The 19907-nt window shown below is 61.7% G+C and carries 12 protein-coding genes; 11 read left to right on the top strand and 1 reads right to left on the bottom strand.

The features are described 5' to 3' along the window. Nucleotides 1-470: 470 nt before the first annotated feature. The 5 genes from P9250_RS21150 to P9250_RS21170 all read left to right on the top strand — a co-directional run bounded on the left by P9250_RS21150 (nt 471) and on the right by P9250_RS21170 (nt 6190). On the top strand, nt 471-2261 hold the full coding sequence (locus P9250_RS21150; RefSeq protein WP_310394993.1) for a YadA-like family protein: 1791 nt from the start codon (nt 471-473) through the stop codon (nt 2259-2261). A 191-nt stretch (nt 2262-2452) separates the two neighbouring features. Further along, the gene (locus P9250_RS21155) at nt 2453-3970 is read left to right on the top strand and encodes a DegQ family serine endoprotease (RefSeq protein ID WP_244827155.1); all 1518 of its coding nucleotides are present in this window, start codon (nt 2453-2455) and stop codon (nt 3968-3970) included. A gap of 331 nt (nt 3971-4301) precedes the next feature. Next, nucleotides 4302-4784, top strand: coding sequence for a carboxypeptidase regulatory-like domain-containing protein (locus P9250_RS21160; protein WP_244827156.1), 483 nt, complete (start codon nt 4302-4304; stop codon nt 4782-4784). Between the two features lie 151 nt (nt 4785-4935). Continuing rightward, nucleotides 4936-5313, top strand: a complete 378-nt coding sequence (locus tag P9250_RS21165) for a DUF427 domain-containing protein (RefSeq protein ID WP_250491846.1) — start codon at nt 4936-4938, stop codon at nt 5311-5313. Between the two features lie 85 nt (nt 5314-5398). Further along, nucleotides 5399-6190 carry an SRPBCC domain-containing protein gene (locus P9250_RS21170; RefSeq protein WP_310394995.1) on the top strand — a complete coding sequence of 264 codons (792 nt, stop codon included), beginning with the start codon at nt 5399-5401 and terminating at the stop codon, nt 6188-6190. Here the strand turns inward: P9250_RS21170 and P9250_RS21175 are convergent. Continuing rightward, complete coding sequence (locus tag P9250_RS21175; RefSeq protein ID WP_244827159.1) at nt 6137-6853, bottom strand: TetR family transcriptional regulator; 717 nt, start codon at nt 6851-6853, stop codon at nt 6137-6139. The genes P9250_RS21170 and P9250_RS21175 overlap by 54 nt on opposite strands. A gap of 453 nt (nt 6854-7306) precedes the next feature. Between P9250_RS21175 and P9250_RS21180 the strand changes: the two genes are divergently transcribed. The 6 genes from P9250_RS21180 to P9250_RS21205 all read left to right on the top strand — a co-directional run bounded on the left by P9250_RS21180 (nt 7307) and on the right by P9250_RS21205 (nt 19811). After that, the gene (locus P9250_RS21180; protein WP_244827160.1) at nt 7307-8626 is read left to right on the top strand and encodes an efflux RND transporter periplasmic adaptor subunit; all 1320 of its coding nucleotides are present in this window, start codon (nt 7307-7309) and stop codon (nt 8624-8626) included. Between the two features lie 18 nt (nt 8627-8644). After that, the gene (locus P9250_RS21185) at nt 8645-11833 is read left to right on the top strand and encodes an efflux RND transporter permease subunit (protein ID WP_244827161.1); all 3189 of its coding nucleotides are present in this window, start codon (nt 8645-8647) and stop codon (nt 11831-11833) included. 1 nt (nt 11834) lies between these two features. Further along, nucleotides 11835-13358, top strand: a complete 1524-nt coding sequence (locus tag P9250_RS21190; RefSeq protein WP_250463344.1) for an efflux transporter outer membrane subunit — start codon at nt 11835-11837, stop codon at nt 13356-13358. A 527-nt stretch (nt 13359-13885) separates the two neighbouring features. Further along, complete coding sequence (locus P9250_RS21195) at nt 13886-15100, top strand: efflux RND transporter periplasmic adaptor subunit (protein ID WP_250491849.1); 1215 nt, start codon at nt 13886-13888, stop codon at nt 15098-15100. 18 nt (nt 15101-15118) lie between these two features. After that, nucleotides 15119-18337, top strand: a complete 3219-nt coding sequence (locus tag P9250_RS21200; protein ID WP_310394999.1) for an efflux RND transporter permease subunit — start codon at nt 15119-15121, stop codon at nt 18335-18337. A 1-nt stretch (nt 18338) separates the two neighbouring features. Beyond that, complete coding sequence (locus P9250_RS21205) at nt 18339-19811, top strand: efflux transporter outer membrane subunit (RefSeq protein ID WP_310395001.1); 1473 nt, start codon at nt 18339-18341, stop codon at nt 19809-19811. Nucleotides 19812-19907: the final 96 nt, after the last annotated feature.

The raw sequence follows: 19907 nt of genomic DNA on the forward strand, positions 1-19907 counted from the left end.
CGTCGTTGTTTAAAAAGAATTCCAAATTCCGATTCTTCTCCGGTTTGTTCAAACGCGATCGCCGGAATGAAGAACAACCAAGTTAGCGATTTGAAGGAAAGCTGTAATGCGGTAACACAGGATCTTTTCAAATCCACACAATTAATTACTCGTTTCAGACCTGATTTTCTATCGGTTAGACGTAAGTCTATTGACATCGGCAGACATTAGGAGCGCGCTTATGTCTCCTGACAACAAATTGCCGTAAATTTCGTCTCACTGCAGGCGAGCTAGTTTCGATTGATCGACGTGCTTCAAGGCAGTTAAATCAACGAGACCCCTAATGCTTGCAACTGTCAACGTCGGCTGCGCCTATTCGGTGACATTGCTCTCTTTGATTCGTTTTTAACTCGCGATCCTTTTTTGCTTTGAACGGATTCTCGTGCGAAGCAGTGTTTTATCGCATTCGATTTTTACTCTTAGGTTTATTCATGAACAAAGTTCTTCGTCCCTCGAAACTGCAATCGCGCCTGATCAAAAAAGTAATGCCCGCCGCTCTCGCTGCAGGCGCTGTTGCAATTGCATTGCCGATGACGGCGTCAGCTGTTACTGCACCATTGATCGTCAATGACATGGATTTTGGTACGCCTGATCCGGGCCAGTGTCAATTTCTGTCGGGTCAAGCCGTAACAACCGTTGGCATGGAAAATTGCGGCACGTCTGCCACTGCCGGTTACAACACGGTTACCCAAACGGGCTCAGTTTCGATCGCGAATGCTTCGATCTCTGTCGGGGGTTATCAGTTTATCAATGGCGCCGATTCTAATAACAACGCGCTGACCGTTTCGAAAACGGGCGCCAATATTCAACTCAACAATGGCAAGGTAACCAATCTTGCAGCTGGCACGGCGAATACGGATTCGGTGAATTTCGGGCAGTTGAAGAACACCGCACAAAGCACGGCAAAGGCGATTGGCGGCGGTTCTGCCCTGAATAGCGACGGCACGATTTCGGCTCCCAGCTTCGCGCTGACGAACGCAAACTCGATCAATGGTACGTCTGGCGCCGCTACCGACGTCGGCACGGCTTTCGGTACGGTCGATGCAGCGTTGGGCAAGCTCAACTCGAACGTGACGCAAAACACAGCCGACATCGCGAACCTCAACACCGGACTCACAAACGGCACACTCGGCTTGGTTCAGCAAGACCCGACGACACGCACTATCACCGTGGCAAAGTCCACGGACGGTACCGTTGTCGATATGACGGGCTCGCAGGGCGCTCGCACGGTCACGGGCGTTGCTCCTGGCGTCATTTCCGCATCGAGTCTAGATGCAATCAACGGCTCGCAGCTCTACGCTACGAACCAGAACGTGGCACAAAACACGTCCAACATTGCGCAGAACACGTCCGACATCGCGGCGCTGAACACGAACGTTGCTCAAAACACGTCTGATATCTCGTCGCTGAAAACCAACGTTGCGCAGAACTCGTCGGATATCGCGCAGAATACGAGCGACATCAGCAACATCAATCAACAGATCGCCAGCGGCAACGTCGGTCTGGTGCGTCAAGACGCAACGACGCAAAACATCACCGTTGCGAAGGACACGGGCGGCACGGTCGTCGACATGACGGGCACCGATGGCACGCGTACGGTGACCGGCGTATCCGCTGGCGCCTTGAGCGCCGACAGTACCGACGCAGTCAACGGCTCGCAGCTTTATCAAACGAACCAGAACGTTTCGAGTCTGGCGCAGCAATTGAGCAACGTCGAAGGCGCTGCTTCAACGGTCGCTTCGCAAAAGACCGACACCCCCGCTGTTGCGTCCGGCACCGACTCGACCGCCCTCGGAAATGGCTCGAAGGCAACGGGTAACAACTCCGTCGCGCTGGGTAGCGGTTCTGTCGCGGACGAAGACAACACCGTCTCGATCGGCTCGAAGGGCAACGAACGTCGCCTGACGAACGTCGCGCCGGGCATCAACGGTACCGACGGTGTCAACATGAACCAGTTGAACGCAGTTCAAAGCAACGTCGATACGGTAGCTCGTCAGGCATTTTCCGGCGTCGCCGCCGCGATGGCCATGCCGAACCTGACGCCGAGTCAGCCGGGCAAGACCGTGGTCGCAGCCGGTGTCGCGAACTACAAGGGCTACACGGCCATGGGCATTGGCGGCACCTACCGTTCGCGTGACAGCCGCTGGCTCGTCAACGCTGCAGCCTCGATCACGCCGCACGGCGACGCAGGCGTGCGCGGTCAAGTCGGCTACGAGTTCTAAGCACGCGGTTCGCGAGCGAGACCAAACCAGAAGCACGAAGCATCGATAAGGCAGTAAGCAGGGCGGCTATCCGAAAGGGTAGCCGCCTTTTTTGCATTTTTACGCACCTTAAGAAAGCTTTAAGCGACACCCCGTAATCTTCGTTCATCCAATGGCGCCTTCTCAAGCGCAACCCGTCAGGAGCACACACGATGAAAGCGAAGATTCTCACACGCAGCGCCGTCGCAGCAGCGGTCGCCGTTGCCTTGTCGGCGGGCTACGTGGCCGGACATAACAACGTGCCTGCGCCGCAGGTCATCGCGCCCGCGCAAGCCGCGCTGATGCCTGCCGAAGCCGCGGCGAAGACCGGCGTTCCCGATTTCTCCGGCCTCGTCGAAACGTATGGTCCGGCCGTGGTGAATATCAGCGCGAAGCATGTCGTGAAGCAAACGTCCGCCCGACGCGGCAACGCGAATCAAGTGCCGATGGACCCCGACGATCCGTTCTATCAGTTCTTCAAGCGCTTTTATGGCGGCGTGCCTGGCATGGGCGGCGGCGATGGCGCGGGTCCCGGCGCGGACCGTCCGAGCGAAGGGCTGGGTTCGGGTTTCATTGTCAGCAACGACGGCTACATTCTCACCAACGCGCACGTGGTCGATGGCGCGAATGTCGTCACCGTCAAGCTCACGGACAAGCGCGAATATCGGGCGAAGGTGGTTGGCGCGGACAAGCAATCGGACGTCGCGGTGCTGAAGATCGACGCGAAAGATTTGCCCACGGTGAAAATCGGCGACCCCAACGGCAGCAAGGTCGGTCAGTGGGTGGTTGCCATCGGTTCGCCGTATGGCTTCGACAACACGGTGACCTCCGGCATCATCAGCGCGAAGTCGCGCGCGCTGCCCAACGAGAATTACACGCCGTTCATCCAGACCGATGTACCGGTGAATCCGGGCAATTCGGGCGGGCCGCTCTTCAATCTGCAAGGCGAAGTCATCGGCATCAACTCGATGATCTATTCGCAGACGGGCGGTTTCCAGGGGCTTTCGTTCGCCATCCCGATCAACGAGGCGATCAAGGTAAAGGACGCGCTCATCAAAACGGGTCACGTCGATCGCGGCCGGCTCGGCGTAACGGTGCAAGGGCTGAATCAGACGCTCGCCAATTCGTTCGGCATGAAGTCGCCGCAAGGTGCGCTCGTGAGTTCGGTCGAGCCGGGCGGACCGGCAGCGAAGGCTGGCTTGCAACCTGGCGACGTGATTCTTTCGCTGAACGGCACGCAGGTGACGGATTCGACCTCGTTGCCGTCGCAAGTCGCGGGTCTTTCGCCGGGCACATCGGCGAAGGTGCAGGTGTGGCGCGACAAGAGCGCGAAGGATCTGACCGTGACGATCGGCGCGCTCAAGGACGCCAAGACCGCGAGCGCTGACGTGAAGGGCGACGACGATGGCGGCGCCGCCGCACAGGACGCGCGCCTTGGCGTCGCGGTGCGCCCGCTCACGCCGGAAGAGAAGCAGGAAAGCTCGGTGTCGCGCGGTTTGCTCGTGCAGCAATCGAACGGTGCGGCGGCGAATGCGGGTATTCAGGCAGGCGACGTGATTCTCGCGGTCAATGGCCAGCCCGTCACGACGGCGCAGCAGTTGAAGACAATGATCTCGCACGCGGGCGACAGCATCGCGCTGCTGATTCAGCGGGACAATGCGCAGATTTTTGTGCCGGTCGATCTTGGCTGATGGTGTACGTCGATGCGCGTCGTGCGGTTCGGAGTGGCGTGTTCGCGTCGCCCCGAACCGCGCTTGCGCATGCGGCATGAATGGCGCTTAGCGTCGCTGAGTCGTCCGGCGTGCTTTTCCGAACACGCAATGGATAGCACGTTCTGCAATGGCTTTCGGATCACTCCACCAAGCGCGTCCCACCGCACGATCAACAACCCCCCGCCCGAACGCGCAGGCACAAAGCATGCTCTACACCCCACTCGGTGCCCCATCGCGTGGAAAAGACGCATCGGGCGTGGCGTCGTCGGTGTGTTCGCATGCCGCGGCATCGAATAAAGGAGCCAACATAATGATGAGCAAGACCACGGGAAAACTGGCAACCGCGTTGCTGGTGACGGCGCTTTCGGCTGGAATGGCAGGCGGCGCATGGGCGCAGGCATCGAGCGCCGGCACGAGCGATACGTCGAGCGCGGGCAACGAAAACGGCGGCGGACTGCCGCAAATCGAACAGCAAGGCGACGTGTCCTACACGTCGGGCGGCGTCGGCCTCGACGAATCGCACGCCTTGCAGCGCGAACAAGCGCATTGGCCGCTATCGCTGCGCTTTACGGGTCCGACCGCGGATTACTTGTCGGGCGTGCACGTGCGGATCGTCGGCGGCAAAGGCGGCGAAGTGCTGAGCACCGATTCCATGGGACCTTACATGCTTGTCAAGCTGCCGGCGGGCAGCTACACGGTCTACGCCAAATACAAGGATCAGGAGAAGAAGCAGTCGGTCAATGTCTCCGGACCGGGCAAGGCAAAGGCGGCGTTTCACTGGAGCATCCAGTAACGATAATTCCCGCCGGTCCGGGCGAAATCCCGTCCACCCGGCGACTAGAGTTTGTCTCATAATGAAGCCACGGGCAGCACGCTCGTGGCTTTTTTTTAAGACGAGGCGTCCAACGCGCCTCGCAAATTCGGCAGAGGCCGGAGGGCCCACGATGAGCACGGATCTGAACGACGGGCATGAAGCGGCGCATCGGATCGAGATCGCGCCGAACGGACGGCGCTGCCGCGTGATTCACCAGGGCGTCACTTACGCCGACACGCACGAAGCCGTGACGCTTTCCGAAACGGGCGCCGACGACGTGCACTATTTCCCGCGCGCCGACGTCAACATGGCGCGCCTGCAACGCTCCATCCATACATCGGACTGTCCGTTCAAGGGGCAGGCCACGCACTACCATCTGATGACCGAGGAAGGTCCGGTCGAAAACGCCGCCTGGAGTTACGAGGCGCCGCTCGAAAGCGCGCGGCAGATCGGCGGATACCTCGCGTTTTATCCATCGCGCGTCGATCGTATCGACGTGACTTCCTAGGCAGGGCGTCGAATAAAAGCGCCGAACTCGAGGCGCGCGAGCCGAAACGCAATAGCCAGAACGCGGTCCTTGCCCGGAGAAGCGGATGGAAGTCACCGAAGCGTTGCGCGTTCCGCTCGATCCGGCGCATGTGAAGGCGGCGTTGAGCGATCTCACGCTGTTGCGCGCGAGTCTCGATAATTGCGAGTCCTTTACGCTCACGCCGAGCGGCGAGTACGTGTTGACGCTCGTCATGCCGATCGGCGCCTTGCGCGCGCGTTACGAAATTCGCGCGCACATTGCTCGTCGCAGGCGTCTGACGCAGGCCGACGAAAGCCAAGAAATCGACGACGACACCAGCACGCTCAGTTTCAAGGCGCGCGGCGAAGGCGTGGGTTCGTTGCGCGGTCAGATAGCCGTCGCGGTGAACGCGGAGGACGGTGGCGCGGACACGTGGATCGAATATACGGTCTGGGCGACGGTTTCGGGGCCGCTCGCCGCGTTGCCGCCACGGCAGATCGAAAACGCGCTGCACGAAGCAGCCGACGACTTTTTCGCCGAATTCTGCGAAGTCGTGCGGGCGAAATACGGTTTGCCATCGGCGCGTGCGGAACAGGAAGCCGTGCCGCGCCGGCATCTCTTCTTGCGACCGGGTTCGATGTCGGCGGCGTTCTCGCGTCGCGGCGGCGCGACCGCTCGCGCGATGGGCGGAACCTCCAGCGATGGCGCCGCGACCAATGTGCTGCGTCATCGTCTGGCCGCGCATGGCCTCGTGCGCCGTAGTCGCGATGGCGCGGGCGCACCGCGCGTGTTCGGTCTGCCCGCCTGGGCGTGGCTCGCGATGCTAGTTTGCGTCGGACTCTTTGTGTTCTTCGCAGAGTACGTTGGCCTGCAATGAGGCGGGCATCGAACGCTCGGGGTATCCGGCGTTCTTGAGCAAGGCCGGACTGCACCGCAAGGCGTCGAAGCAGGCATCGATAACGGCTTCGGAGTCGTGTTCCGGATCGACGCTTCCAGGCAGCATCAGCGAATCGTGCAGGATGCCGGTGAAAAGCCCGTGCAACAGCGTGGTGGCGCGTCGCGTGTCGAGCGCCGCCGGCAGTTGCTTCTTTTCGATGGCATTACGCAGCGCACGCTCGATGCGCTCCATGCCGTCGCGCATGTTGTTCTGATGGCGCTCGCGCACCGGTCCCATTTCCTCGACGAACTCGCACTTCAAAAACAGAATGTCGAAGACGCGGCGGCGCTGTTCATCGGCCGTGATGCTGCGCATGCACCAGATGAAGATTTCGCGGATGCGCGCAAGCGGGTCGGGCTCCTTGCCGTCGAGCGTTGCTTCCACGAGTTCGTCGAGCGGAAGAAGACTTCGGTCGAACATGGCGTTGAAGAGGTCGCCCTTGTTGGCGAAATGCCAGTAAATCGCGCCGCGCGTGACGCCCGCGGCGTGCGCGATATCCGCGAGCGTCGTTCGCGACACACCTTTCTCGTAAAAGACGCGCTCCGCCGCGTCGAGGATGCGGTTGCGTGTTTCCTGTGCTTCTTCCTTGGTTCGTCTGACCATATTCTGCGGCCGTTGGCCGTCTGCTCCTGCCTTGCTGTTCGACCGGGCGAAGGCCGGTTGTCGAAGGTTCGTCGAACGTAATCGATTCCGTCGAGGCGATTTCGCTACGCCTTGCCGACGGATCGCTGTCTCAGTTTTTTACATTCATTCGTGAATGTATATACAATACCACCCGTCGACCGATAGCCCAAGCTGGAGAGGGCGAGTACTATCCGACCAAGCTTTCATTTCGATTGCCCGTTCTGGCCGTCCTCTTGGCCATCGGCGGCGCTTGCATAGCGCCGCGCACGGGCAGGAATACAGGCAAGCGAGCCGGCCACTGGCCGGTCGTTGCGCTCACTGGTCTCACTGCTTGGTTATTGGTCAGCGTCTTGCGACGCTTGTGCGCGGCATCGCCCGGGGAAGGCCGTCGCGCACCCAACTTCACTCTCAGTCTTAGACAGAGGTCGCTCTATGCGCGTCGAACGGGTTCCATTCCGCTTAATCACCGCCGCGACGGCTGCCGTTTTCCTGGCTGCCTGCGGACAAAAACAGTCAGCACCTCCGCCGCAAACGCCCGAAGTGGGCATCGTCACCGTGCAGCCGACCAGCGTGCCGGTCATCGCCGAATTGCCGGGCCGCACGAACGCGTTCCTGGTCGCGCAAGTGCGCGCGCGGGTGGATGGAATCGTCCTGCGCCGTGAGTTCGTCGAAGGCGCGGAAGTCAAGCAAGGTCAGCGTCTGTACAAGATCGACCCGGCGCCGTATATCGCCGCACTGAACAACGCCAAGGCGACGCTCGCCAAGGCGCAGGCGAACGTCGCGTCGCAGAACGCCTTGACCGGGCGCTACAAGGTGCTGGTCGCGGCCAATGCGGTGAGCAAGCAGGACTACGACAACGCCGTGGCCGCGCAAGGCCAGGCCGTCGCCGATGTCGCCGCGGGCAAGGCCGCCGTCGATACCGCGCAGATCAACCTCGGCTACACCGACGTGGTCTCGCCGATCACCGGCCGCACGGGTCTGTCGCAAGTCACGCCGGGCGCGTATGTACAGGCGAGCGCGGCGACGCTGCTCACCACCGTGCAGCAGCTCGACCCGATCTACGTCGATCTGACGCAATCGAGCGTCGACGGCCTCAAGCTGCGTCGTCAGATTCAGGACGGGCGTTTGCAGACTCAGGGCATCCACGCGGCGAAGGTGTCGCTGGTGCTGGAAGACGGCCGCGTCTATCCGGAGCAGGGCAAGCTGCAATTCTCCGATGTGAGCGTCGACCAAAGCACGGGTTCGGTCACCGTGCGCGCGATCTTCGACAACAAGGATCGCGTGCTGCTGCCGGGCATGTTCGTGCGGGCGCGTATCGAGGAAGGCACGAACGACAAGGCGCTCGTCGTGCCGCAAATCGGCATCACGCATGACCAGAAGGGCCAGCCGACTGCGCTCGTCGTCAACAAGGACGACAAGGTCGAACTGCGTCAGCTCGTCACCGGTGGCACGTTCGGCAACAACTGGGTGGTCGACAGTGGCTTGAATCCGGGCGACCGCGTGATCGTGAACGGCGTGGAAAAGGCGAAGCCCGGTATGCAAGTGAAGCCGGTCGCGGCGCAACTGCCCGCACAGCCGGCCTCGGGCGCGGCGGCCGGTCAGGCGCCGGCGGCATCCGGCGCGGGCGCGACACCCGACAACGCCAACAGCGCGAGCGGCGCCACGGGCCCGAGCGCAGCCGCGCCGGGCGCAGCTTCGGGCAACGCATCCGGCGCGCAAGCGGCGCCGGCATCGGCCGCATCGGGCGCGTAATAACAGGGAGCCTGTTTCATGGCAAAGTTTTTTATCGATCGCCCGATTTTTGCGTGGGTGATCGCGATTATCTTGATGCTGGCGGGCATGGCGTCGATCTTCACGCTGCCTATCGCGCAGTATCCGACGATCGCGCCGCCTGCCATCCAGATCAGCGCGACGTATCCGGGCGCATCCGCGAGCACGGTCGAAAACACGGTGACGCAGGTGATCGAGCAGCAGATGAGCGGCCTCGATCACTTGTTGTATCTGTCCTCGACCAGTGACGACTCGGGTACGGCCACCATCACGCTGACGTTCGCGGCGGGCACGAATCCGGACATCGCGCAGGTGCAGGTGCAGAACAAGCTGCAGCTTGCGACGCCATTGCTGCCGCAGGTCGTGCAGCAGCTCGGTACGAAGGTCACGAAGTCGAGCAGCAGCTTCTTGCTGGTGCTTGCGTTCGTGTCGCAGGACGGAAGCATGAACAAGTACGACCTCGCGAATTACGTGGCGTCGAAAATTCAGGACCCGCTTTCGCGTATCGATGGTGTGGGTACGGTCACGCTGTTCGGCTCGCAGTACGCCATGCGTATCTGGCTCGATGCGACCAAGCTCACCAACTACAGTCTGACGCCGGTCGACGTGCAGACCGCCATCACCGCGCAGAACGTGCAGGTGGCGGCGGGCTCGCTCGGCGGCACTCCGGCTGTTCCGGGGCAGATGTTGCAGGCGACCATCACGCAAGCGACGCTTCTGCAAACACCCGAGCAGTTCGGCAACATTCTGCTGAAGGTGAATCAGGATGGCTCGCAGGTGCGCCTGAAGGACGTGGCGCGTATCGATCTGGGTGGCGAAAACTATAACTTCGACACCAAGTACAACGGTGCGCCGACGGCCGGTTTCGGTATCCAGCTCGCAACGGGCGCGAACGCGCTCAACACCGCGAAGCTCGTGCGCCAGAAGGTCGACGAACTGTCGAAGTACTTCCCGAACGGGCTGGTCGTGAAGTATCCGTACGACACCACGCCGTTCGTGCGGCTTTCGATCGAGGAAGTGGTCAAGACCCTGATCGAAGGTATCGTGCTGGTGTTCCTCGTGATGTATCTGTTCCTGCAGAACTTGCGGGCAACGCTCATCCCGACGATCGCCGTGCCGGTCGTGTTGCTCGGCACGTTCGCGATCATGTCGGCGGTCGGGTTCTCCATCAACGTGCTGTCGATGTTCGGCCTCGTGCTTGCCATCGGCTTGCTGGTGGACGATGCCATCGTGGTGGTGGAAAACGTCGAGCGGGTGATGTCCGAGGAGCACTTGTCTCCACGGGACGCAACCCGCAAGGCGATGGACCAGATCACGGGCGCGCTGGTGGGCGTGGCGCTCGTGCTGTCGGCGGTGTTCGTGCCGGTGGCGTTTTCGGGCGGTTCGGTCGGCGCCATTTACCGGCAGTTCTCGCTCACCATCGTGGCGGCCATGGTGCTGTCCGTGATGGTCGCGTTGGTGCTCACGCCGGCGCTGTGCGCGACGATTCTGAAGCCGCATCCGGAAGGGCATCAGCCCGAGAAGAAGGGTTTCTTCGGCTGGTTCAATCGCAACTTCAACAAGAGCCAGGACAAGTATCACAAGGGCGTGCAGCACGTGATCCGGCGCTCGGGGCGCTGGCTCATCATCTATCTGGTCGTGATCGTGGCAGTGGGCATGCTGTTCCTGCGCCTGCCAAAGTCGTTCCTTCCCGATGAAGACCAGGGCACGATGTTCGTGCTCGTGCAGGCGCCGTCCGGCTCGACGCAGGAATACACGGCCGGTGTGCTCGCCGACGTGCAGAACTATCTGCTGAACGACGAGAAGGCGATCGTCGAATCCGTCTTCACGGTGAACGGCTTTTCGTTCGCGGGTCGCGGCCAGAACTCCGGTCTCGTGTTCGTGCGGATGAAGGACTACGCGCAGCGTCAGGCGAGCAACGACAAGGTGCAGGCGCTGGTCGGCCGGATGTTCATGCACTTCGCGCCCTACAAGAACGCGATGATTTTCCCGGTCAATCCACCGTCGATTCCGGAACTCGGCACCGCGTCGGGCTTCGACTTCGAGCTGGAGGATCGCGCCGGCGTGGGGCACGCGAAGCTGATGGAAGCGCGCAACATGCTGCTCGGCATGGCGTCGAAAGACCCGGTGCTCGCGCAGGTGCGTCCGAACGGCCTGAACGACACGCCGCAGTTCAAGGTGAACATCGACCGCGAGAAGGCGAATGCGCTCGGCGTCTCCATCTCCGATATCGACCAGACTTTCTCGATCGCGTGGGCGTCGCAGTACGTGAACAACTTCCTCGACGTGGATAACCGGATCAAGAAGGTGTACGTGCAGTCCGAGCCGCGCTTCCGTATGTCGCCGGAAGACATCGGCAAGTGGTACGTGCGTAACACCTCGGGCACGATGGTGCCGTTCTCGGCCTTTGCGACCACCGACTGGATCTACGGTTCGCCGAAGCTCGAGCGCTACAACGGTATCTCGGCGGTGGAAATCCAGGGTGCGGCCGCGCCTGGCAAGTCGACCGGTCAGGCCATGACGGCCATCGAAGCCATCGCGGCGAAGTTGCCGGCGGGTATTGGCTACGAATGGACGGGGCTGTCGTATCAGGAACGTCAGTCGGGTTCGCAGGCGCCTATTCTGTACGGCATCTCGATTCTCGTCGTGTTCCTGTGTCTCGCGGCGCTGTACGAAAGCTGGTCGATTCCGTTCTCGGTCATCATGGTCGTGCCGCTCGGCGTGCTCGGCGCGCTGCTCGCGGCGACGCTGCGCGGTCTGGAAAACGACGTGTTCTTCCAGGTCGGCCTGTTGACTACGGTGGGTTTGTCCGCGAAGAACGCCATTCTGATCGTCGAGTTTGCGCGCGAGTTGCGCATGCAGGGCATGTCGACGGTGGAAGCCGCGATGGAAGCGGCGCGTCTGCGGCTGCGTCCGATTCTGATGACGTCGCTCGCGTTCATTCTCGGCGTGATGCCGCTTGCCATCAGTAACGGCGCGGGTTCGGCGAGCCAGCACGCAATCGGCACCGGCGTGATCGGCGGGATGCTGACCGCGACCTTCCTTGCGATCTTCATGATCCCGATGTTCTTCGTCGTGATCAGCAAGTTCAGCAAGAGCAAGGACATGCCGGCACCGGGTTCGTCCGGCGGCGATATCGAAGGTCCGCATGGCGGCGCGCCCGCGGGCTCTGGCAAGGAAGGACATTGAAATGCTAAAACTTTCGTTGATCGCAGCCGCCGTGGCTTTCGTGGCCACGGGCTGCACCTTCGAGCCGAAGTACGACCGGCCGGCCGCGCCCGTCACGCAGACGTTCCCGGAAGGCGGCGTGTACGCCACGCAGCCGACTGCCGAAGGCGCGGCAGACAAGAGCCGCAGCGCGAGCGGGCAGACCGCGCCGGATATCGGCTGGCGCGATTTCTTCGCCGATGCGCGTCTGCAGCGTATTGTCGAACTCGCGCTCAAGAACAATCGCGATCTGCGCGTGTCGATGCTCAACGTCGATGCGGCGCGCGCGCAGTATCAGATCACGCGCGCGGGCCTCTTCCCGACGCTCGATGCGGTTGGCTCGCAAAGCAAGCAGCGCACGCCGCGCAACCTGTCGTTCTTCGATCAGACCATCTCGAACACGTATTCGGTGGGCGTGAATGCGTCGTGGGAAATCGACTTCTTCGGGCGGATTCGCAGCCTGAAGGATCAGGCGCTCGCGCAGTATTTCTCGCTCGCGGAAACGCGCAAGGCGGCGGAAATCTCGCTGGTGTCTTCGGTGGCGGACCAGTATCTGACCATGCTTGCCTACGACGATCTGCTTACCGTCACGCAGAACACGCTGAAGACGGCGCAGGAGTCGTATCGCATCACCAAGCTGCAGTTCGACAACGGTACGGGTTCGGAACTCGATCTGCGTCAGTCCGAGGGCGTGGTGCAACAGGCGCAGGCGAATCTGCAGTCGCAGGCGCGTCTGCGTGCGCAAGCGGAAAACGGTCTCGTGCTTCTCGTGGGCGAACCGTTGCCGGACGATCTGCCGGGCGGCATGCCGCTGGATGCGCAGGACTTGCTCGCCGACATTCCGGCAGGTCTGCCTTCCGACCTTCTCACGCGCCGTCCCGATATCGCGGCGGCCGAGCAGAGCTTGCTTGCGGCCAATGCGAACATCGGCGCGGCGCGGGCCGCGTTCTTTCCGCGCATTTCGTTGACGGGCAGTTTCGGTACGCTCTCGCCCACGCTTGGCGGATTGTTCAAGCCGGGTTCGGCGGCGTGGTCGTTCGCACCGCAGATCAGCGTGCCGATCTTCGAGGGCGGCACGAACGTCGCCAATCTGGATCTGGCGAACGTGCAGAAGCGCATCGAGATTGCCAACTACGAGAAGGCCATTCAGACGGCGTTCCGCGAAGTGGCCGACGGTCTCGCCGCGCGCGGCACGTACGACGAGCAGATTCGCTCCCTGCAACGCTTCGTGAGTTCGCAGAGCCGGCGGCTGGAGTTGTCGGACCTGCGCTATCGCAATGGCGTGGACAGCTATCTCGCTGTTCTGACCGCGCAGACCTCGTTGTATGACGCGCAGCAGACGCTCATCAGCGCGCGTTTGAACCGCCTGACCAACCTCGTCGATCTGTATCAGTATCTCGGCGGCGGATGGATCGAGCATTCCGGCGATGCCCCGCGTCCGGCCGACACTCCCACGGATTTCGGCTCGGCTACTCCGCCGAAGGCGGCATCCGACGCGGCGAGTTGAGGTTCGCAAGTTGCGCTCGGTAGTCACTTTCGCAAGCTGTCCGTGATGGTTGATAGTGGGATGATGCAGTGAAGAGCCCGACCTCGTGTCGGGCTTTTTTTCGTCCATGGTCCACGTCGCGGCGTGACACTGAATGTACCGGGAAAACGCGTCGCGCGATGACAGGTCGTGCCAAATTTCAGCAAATTATTACCTTTGTTTAGCGTTACTGATCGACGCGCTAACTATAATCGGCATCCTCCAACGTGCCTGCGTGCTGAAGGCATGTCAGCTTTCCTGTGCAACTGCGTGCGTATCGGCATTAATCGACACGCAAATCAGTTGCGATTGCATGTGAATCGGCTGAGATTGGACTGCAAATGGGCTGCAATCGACGAAGCGCTTCCTGGCCACAGGCTTCATTCAATGGGGAAGATTAGGTATCCCGAAAAGACGATTGGCAACGACGTTCTTTCCGTCCGTTCTCGACCGAGGACGCGCGTATCTATTCATCTATTTATCCCGGTAACCACAGAGGTCGTCGCTCCATGCGTTTCGAACGGATTCCATACCGCCTCATCTGCGCTTTGTCGGTCGTCACGCTAGCGGCCGCATGCGGTGAAAAACATCCGGACATGCCGGCGCATGCGCCCGAAGTCGGCGTCGTCATGCTTGCGCCGGTCGCGGTGCCCGTCACGAGCGAACTGCCGGGCCGCACCAGCGCTTTCATCGATGCACAAGTGCGTGCGCGCGTCGATGGCATCGTGCTGCGCCGTGAATTCACCGAAGGCAGTCTCGTCAAGGCCGGTCAGCGGCTCTACAAGATCGACCCGGCGCCGTACATCGCCAAGCTGGACAGCGCGAAAGCGTCGCTTGCGAAGGCCGAGGCGAATCTCGCATCGACCAATGCGCAAGCCGAGCGCTACAAGGTACTGGTCGCCGCGAACGCGGTAAGCAAGCAGGACTATGACAACGCTGTTGCGTCGGCCGGTCAGGCCGCCGCCGACGTGGCACAGGCTCGCGCCTCCGTGCAGACCGCGCGAATCGACCTCGGCTATACCGATGTCACCTCGCCCGTGACCGGCCAGATCGGCATCTCGCAGGTCACGCCGGGCGCCTACGTGCAAGCGGCGCAAGCCACGCTCATGGCAACCGTGCAGCAGCTCGACCAGGTGTATGTCGATCTCACGCAATCCAGCCTCGACGGGCTCAAGCTGCGCCGCCAGATTCAGGAAGGGCGTCTTACCGCGTCGGGTCCGAACGCCGCGAAGGTTTCGCTGATTCTCGAAGACGGCCGCGTCTATCCCGAACAAGGCCGCCTGCAGTTTTCCGATGTAACCGTGGACCCGTCCACCGGCTCGGTAACCGTGCGCGCCGTGTTCGAGAACAAGGATCGCGTGTTGTTGCCCGGCATGTTCGTGCGAGCGCGTATCGAAGAGGGCGTGAATCCGCAGGCGCTGGTCGTGCCTGTCACGGGCGTCACGCATGACCAGAAGGGCACGCCAATCGCACTGATCGTCGATACCGACGGCAAGGTCGCGCTACGCGAGCTCGTGACCTCCGGCATGGTCGGGCAGAACTGGGTCGTCGACAGCGGCGTGAAGGCGGGCGACCGGGTGATCGTCGAGGGTATCGAGAAGGTGCGTCCCGGCATGCCGGTGAAAGCGGTGACGGTTCAGTCGCCCGGGCCTTCCACGCAGCCTTCTTCCGACAATCAGGCCGCCGCTCCCGCGAAGGCTGCTTCAGCCGTTGCTGGCGCGTAGGGACGGAGGATACGCCACATGGCCAAGTTTTTTATCGATCGCCCGATTTTCGCGTGGGTGCTTGCCATCATCCTGATGCTCGCGGGCCTCGCGTCGATCTCGACGCTGCCGGTCGCGCAATATCCGACGGTCGCGCCACCCAGCATCCAGATTACGGCGACGTATCCCGGTGCATCGGCGCAGACGGTCGAGAACACAGTCACGCAGGTGGTCGAGCAGCAGATGAACGGGCTCGACCATCTGCTCTACATTTCGTCCACCTCCGATGACTTCGGCACGGCCACCATCACGCTGACCTTCGCGGCGGGCACCAACCCCGACATCGCGCAGGTGCAGGTGCAAAACAAGCTGCAACTGGCGACACCGAACTTGCCGCAGATCGTGCAGCAACTCGGGTTGTCGGTTTCGAAGTCGAGCAACAGCTTCCTGCTCGTGCTCGCGTTCGTCTCTGAAGACGGCAGCATGAGCCGCAACGATCTCTCCAACTACGTCGCGTCGCATTTGCAGGACCCCATCAGCCGAGTCAACGGCGTGGGCACGGTGAGCCTGTTCGGCACGCAGTACGCCATGCGCGTCTGGCTAGATCCAAACAAACTCAGCAACTTCCAGCTCACACCGGTCGACGTGCAGAACGCGCTCAAGGCGCAGAACGTGCAAGTCTCGGGCGGCCAGCTAGGCGGCACGCCTGCGGTGCCCGGCCAATCAATGCAGGCCACGATCACCGAAGCTACTTTGCTGCGCACGCCCGACCAGTTCGGCAACGTGCTTCTGAAGGTGAATCAGGACGGCTCGCAGGTGCGGGTGAAGGACGTGGCGAAGGTGGGTCTCGGCGGCGAGAACTACAACTTCGAGACGCAGTACAACGGTTCTCCGGCGGCGGGCTTCGGTATCAATCTGGCGACTGGCGCGAACGCGCTGGCGACGGCGGACGCGGTGCGCGCGAAGGTGCAGGAGCTGTCGAAGTACTTCCCGCCCGGTCTCGTCGTAAAGTATCCGTATGACACGACGCCGTTCGTGCGCCAGTCGATCTCCGACGTGGTGAAGACGCTCATCGAGGCCATCGTGCTGGTGTTCCTCGTGATGTATCTGTTCTTGCAGAACATCCGCGCCACGCTCATTCCGACCATCGCGGTGCCTGTGGTGCTGCTCGGCACTTTCGGCGTGATGGCGGCGGTGGGTTTTTCCATCAACACGCTGTCGATGTTCGGCATCGTGCTCGCCATCGGCTTGCTGGTGGACGACGCGATCGTGGTCGTCGAGAACGTCGAGCGCGTGATGAGCGAGGAAGGGCTTTCGCCGAAGGAAGCCACGCGCAAGGCCATGGGCCAGATCACCGGCGCGCTGGTGGGCGTGGCGCTCGTGCTGTCGGCGATGTTCGTGCCGGTGGCGTTCTCGGGCGGCTCGGTCGGGGCGATCTATCGCCAGTTCTCGCTGACCATCGTCTCGGCAATGGTGCTCTCCGTGCTGACCGCGATGATCCTCACGCCGGCCTTGTGCGCGACCATCCTGAAGCCCTTGCCGCAAGGTCACGAGGAAAAGACCACGGGTTTCTTCGGCTGGTTCAATCGGACCTTCAACAAGGGCCGCGACAAGTATCAGGTCGGCGTTGCGCGTGTGATTCGGCGCTCGGGGCGCTTCCTCGTGTTATACCTCGCGGTCATCGCGGTGGTTGGCCTCTTGTTCACCAAGCTGCCGAAAGCGTTCCTGCCCGACGAAGATCAGGGCACGATGTTCGTGCTCGTGTCCACGCCCGCCGGTTCCACGCAGGAAATGACCCAGCGCGCGCTGAACGACGTGGCCAACTATCTTTTGAAGAAAGAAAGCGGGATCGTCGAGTCCGTCTTCACGGTCAACGGCTACAGCTTCGCGGGCCGTGGCCAGAACTCCGGCCTCGTGTTCGTGCGCATGAAGGACTTCGCCAAGCGCCAGAGCGCGGACGAAAAAGTGCAGGCGCTCGTCGGCCGAACTTTCGGACAGTTCGCGGGCTATCGCAATGCGCTCGTATTTCCGGTGAATCCGCCGTCGATTCCCGAACTCGGCACCGCGTCGGGCTTCGACTTCGAGCTGGAGGATCGCGGCGGCGTGGGCCACGAAAAGCTGATGGAAGCGCGCGGCATGCTGCTCGGTCTGGCCGCGAAAGATCCGTCGCTTGCGCAGGTGCGCCCGAACGGCTTGAACGATACGCCGCAGTTCAAGGTCGACATCGATCGGGAGAAGGCGCTTGCGCAGGGCGTGTCGGCGTCCGATATCGACCAGACGTTTTCGATCGCCTGGGCGTCTTCGTTCGTCAACAACTTCCTTGATGTCGACAGCCGGATCAAGAAGGTGTATCTGCAGGGCGACGCGCCGTTCCGCATGTCACCCGACAACATCAATAGCTGGTACGTGCGCAACAACGCCGGTTCGATGGTGCCGTTTTCGTCGTTCGCGACCGGCCGATGGAGTTTCGGCTCGCCAAAGCTCGAACGCTACAACGGCAATTCGTCAGTCGAAATCCAGGGCATGGCCGCGCCGGGTCGCTCCACGGGCCAAGCCATGCAGGCCATCGAAGCCATCGCCGCGAAGTTGCCGGCAGGCATTGGCTACGAATGGACGGGTTTGTCGTTCCAGCAAATTCAATCCGGTTCGCAGGCGCCGGTTCTGTACGGCATTTCGATCCTCGTGGTGTTCCTGTGTCTCGCGGCGCTCTATGAAAGCTGGTCGATCCCATTCTCCGTGATCATGGTCGTGCCGCTCGGCGTGGTCGGCGCGTTGCTTGCCGTCACCTTGCGTGGACTCGAAAACGACGTGTACTTCCAGGTCGGTCTTTTGACCACGGTGGGACTGTCGGCGAAGAACGCCATTCTGATCGTCGAGTTCGCGCGCGACTTGCAGATTTCCGAAAAGATCGGACCGATCGAGGCCGCGCTCGAAGCCGCGCGTCTGCGTCTGCGCCCCATCCTGATGACCTCGCTCGCCTTCATTCTCGGTACCTTGCCGCTCGCAATCAGCAATGGCGCGGGCTCGGCGAGTCAGCACGCCATTGGCACCGGTGTGATCGGCGGCATGGTGACCGCGACGTTCCTCGCCATCTTCATGGTCCCGATGTTCTTCGTCGTCGTGCGCGCGCGCTTCGGCGGCGACAAGGAAGACGCGGACGCGGCGATCGCGCACTACGAACGGCAACGTGCCAATGCCTCGCACGGCGAGGGAAAGGGCAACAGCAACAGCAACGGCACGGGCAAGCAGGGACATTGAGATGCGTAGAGTTTCTTTGATTGCAGCAGCCGTGTCCGTGATCGCGACCGGCTGTACGATGGCGCCGAAATACGAGCGCCCCTTGCCGCCAGTCGCAGCGAGCTTTCCGACAGGCGGTGTGTACGAGACGCAACCGCCGGGCGCGCACAATGCAAACGGCGTGGCCGCGGCCGACACTGGCTGGCGCAATTTCTTCGTCGATGCGCGTTTGCAGCAGCTTATCGATATCGCATTGAAGAACAATCGCGATCTGCGCGTCGCCGTGCTCAACGTGCAGGCGGCGCAAGCGCAGTACCGTGTCGTGCGTTCGGAACTGTTTCCGACTATCGGCGCGCAAGCGGGCCAGTCGAAGCAGCGCACGCCGAAAGATCTGTCGTTTCTCGATCAGACGATCTCGAATCAGTATTCGGTCGGGTTGAACGGCGCGTGGGAGATCGATCTGTTCGGCCGCGTGCAAAGTCTCAGGAATCAGGCGCTCGCGAAGTATCTTGCGACGGCGTACGCACGCAAGGCAGCGGAGTTATTGCTCGTGTCCCAGGTGGCGACGCAGTATCTGCAAGTGCTGCAGGCTGACGACCTGCTTCGAGTCACGCAACAGACGCTCAAGACCGCGCGCGATTCATACGGTATCAACAAGCTCAAGTTCGATAACGGTACGGCATCGGAACTGGAACTGAGTCAGTCGCAGACCGTGGTCGAAAGCGCGGCGGCCAATTTCCAGGCGCAGGAGCGCGCACGCGCGCAAGCCGTCAATGCGCTCGTGCTGTTGCTCGGCGAGCCGATGCCCGCCGAGATGACGGGCGGCATGCCGCTCGACGATCAGCACCTGTTGACCGATATTCCGGCGGGTGTGCCGTCGGATCTGCTGACGCGCCGTCCGGACATCATGGAGGCCGAGCAGAATTTATTGGCGGCGAACGCGAACATCGGCGCGGCGCGCGCGGCGTTCTTCCCGAGCATTTCGCTCACCGGCAGTTTCGGCACGCTGAGTCCGTCGCTCGGCGGGTTGTTCAAGCCGGGTTCGGCAGCATGGAGTTTCGCGCCGACCATCACGCTGCCGATCTTCGAAGGCGGTCAGAACATGGCCAATCTCGATCTGGCGAACGTGCAGAAGAAGATCGAGATTGCGCAGTACGAGAGGGCCATTCAGTCGGCCTTCCGCGAAGTCGCCGATGGGCTCGCGGCCCGCAGCACTTACGATCAGCAAATCGCGGCGCTCACGCGCGATGTGAGCGCGCAGCAGCGGCGTCTCGATCTTTCGACATTGCGCTACAAGCAGGGCGTCGATAGCTATCTCGGCGTGCTCGAAGCGCAGCAGGATCTGTATTCGACACAGCAGATGCTGATCACGGCGCGCACTGAGCGTTTGTCTAATCTGGTGAGCTTGTATCAGGCGCTCGGCGGCGGATGGATCGAGCATACGGGAGACATGCCGCGCGAGGCAGATGCGCCGGTTGCGGCATCGGCGGGTTGAGATCGTGCGAAACAGCGCCTGCTGTTCTTGCGCGACGTAAAAAAACGCCGCGGCTTACACCGCGGCGCTCAACGCAAGCACTACAGGAATCTGCTC

The sequence above is a fragment of the Caballeronia sp. LP006 genome, from assembly GCF_031450995.1.
Lineage (GTDB): Bacteria > Pseudomonadota > Gammaproteobacteria > Burkholderiales > Burkholderiaceae > Caballeronia.

What these genes read in the sequence shown, in the direction of transcription:
- P9250_RS21160 (WP_244827156.1), top strand. Translation starts at nt 4,302, where the DNA reads ATGATGAGCAAGACCACGGGAAAACTGGCAACCGCGTTGCTGGTGACG.
- P9250_RS21150 (WP_310394993.1), top strand. Translation starts at nt 471, where the DNA reads ATGAACAAAGTTCTTCGTCCCTCGAAACTGCAATCGCGCCTGATCAAA.
- P9250_RS21185 (WP_244827161.1), top strand. Translation starts at nt 8,645, where the DNA reads ATGGCAAAGTTTTTTATCGATCGCCCGATTTTTGCGTGGGTGATCGCG.
- P9250_RS21200 (WP_310394999.1), top strand. Translation starts at nt 15,119, where the DNA reads ATGGCCAAGTTTTTTATCGATCGCCCGATTTTCGCGTGGGTGCTTGCC.
- P9250_RS21175 (WP_244827159.1), bottom strand. Translation starts at nt 6,853, where the DNA reads ATGGTCAGACGAACCAAGGAAGAAGCACAGGAAACACGCAACCGCATC.
- P9250_RS21165 (WP_250491846.1), top strand. Translation starts at nt 4,936, where the DNA reads ATGAGCACGGATCTGAACGACGGGCATGAAGCGGCGCATCGGATCGAG.
- P9250_RS21155 (WP_244827155.1), top strand. Translation starts at nt 2,453, where the DNA reads ATGAAAGCGAAGATTCTCACACGCAGCGCCGTCGCAGCAGCGGTCGCC.
- P9250_RS21205 (WP_310395001.1), top strand. Translation starts at nt 18,339, where the DNA reads ATGCGTAGAGTTTCTTTGATTGCAGCAGCCGTGTCCGTGATCGCGACC.
- P9250_RS21195 (WP_250491849.1), top strand. Translation starts at nt 13,886, where the DNA reads ATGCGTTTCGAACGGATTCCATACCGCCTCATCTGCGCTTTGTCGGTC.
- P9250_RS21170 (WP_310394995.1), top strand. Translation starts at nt 5,399, where the DNA reads ATGGAAGTCACCGAAGCGTTGCGCGTTCCGCTCGATCCGGCGCATGTG.
- P9250_RS21180 (WP_244827160.1), top strand. Translation starts at nt 7,307, where the DNA reads ATGCGCGTCGAACGGGTTCCATTCCGCTTAATCACCGCCGCGACGGCT.
- P9250_RS21190 (WP_250463344.1), top strand. Translation starts at nt 11,835, where the DNA reads ATGCTAAAACTTTCGTTGATCGCAGCCGCCGTGGCTTTCGTGGCCACG.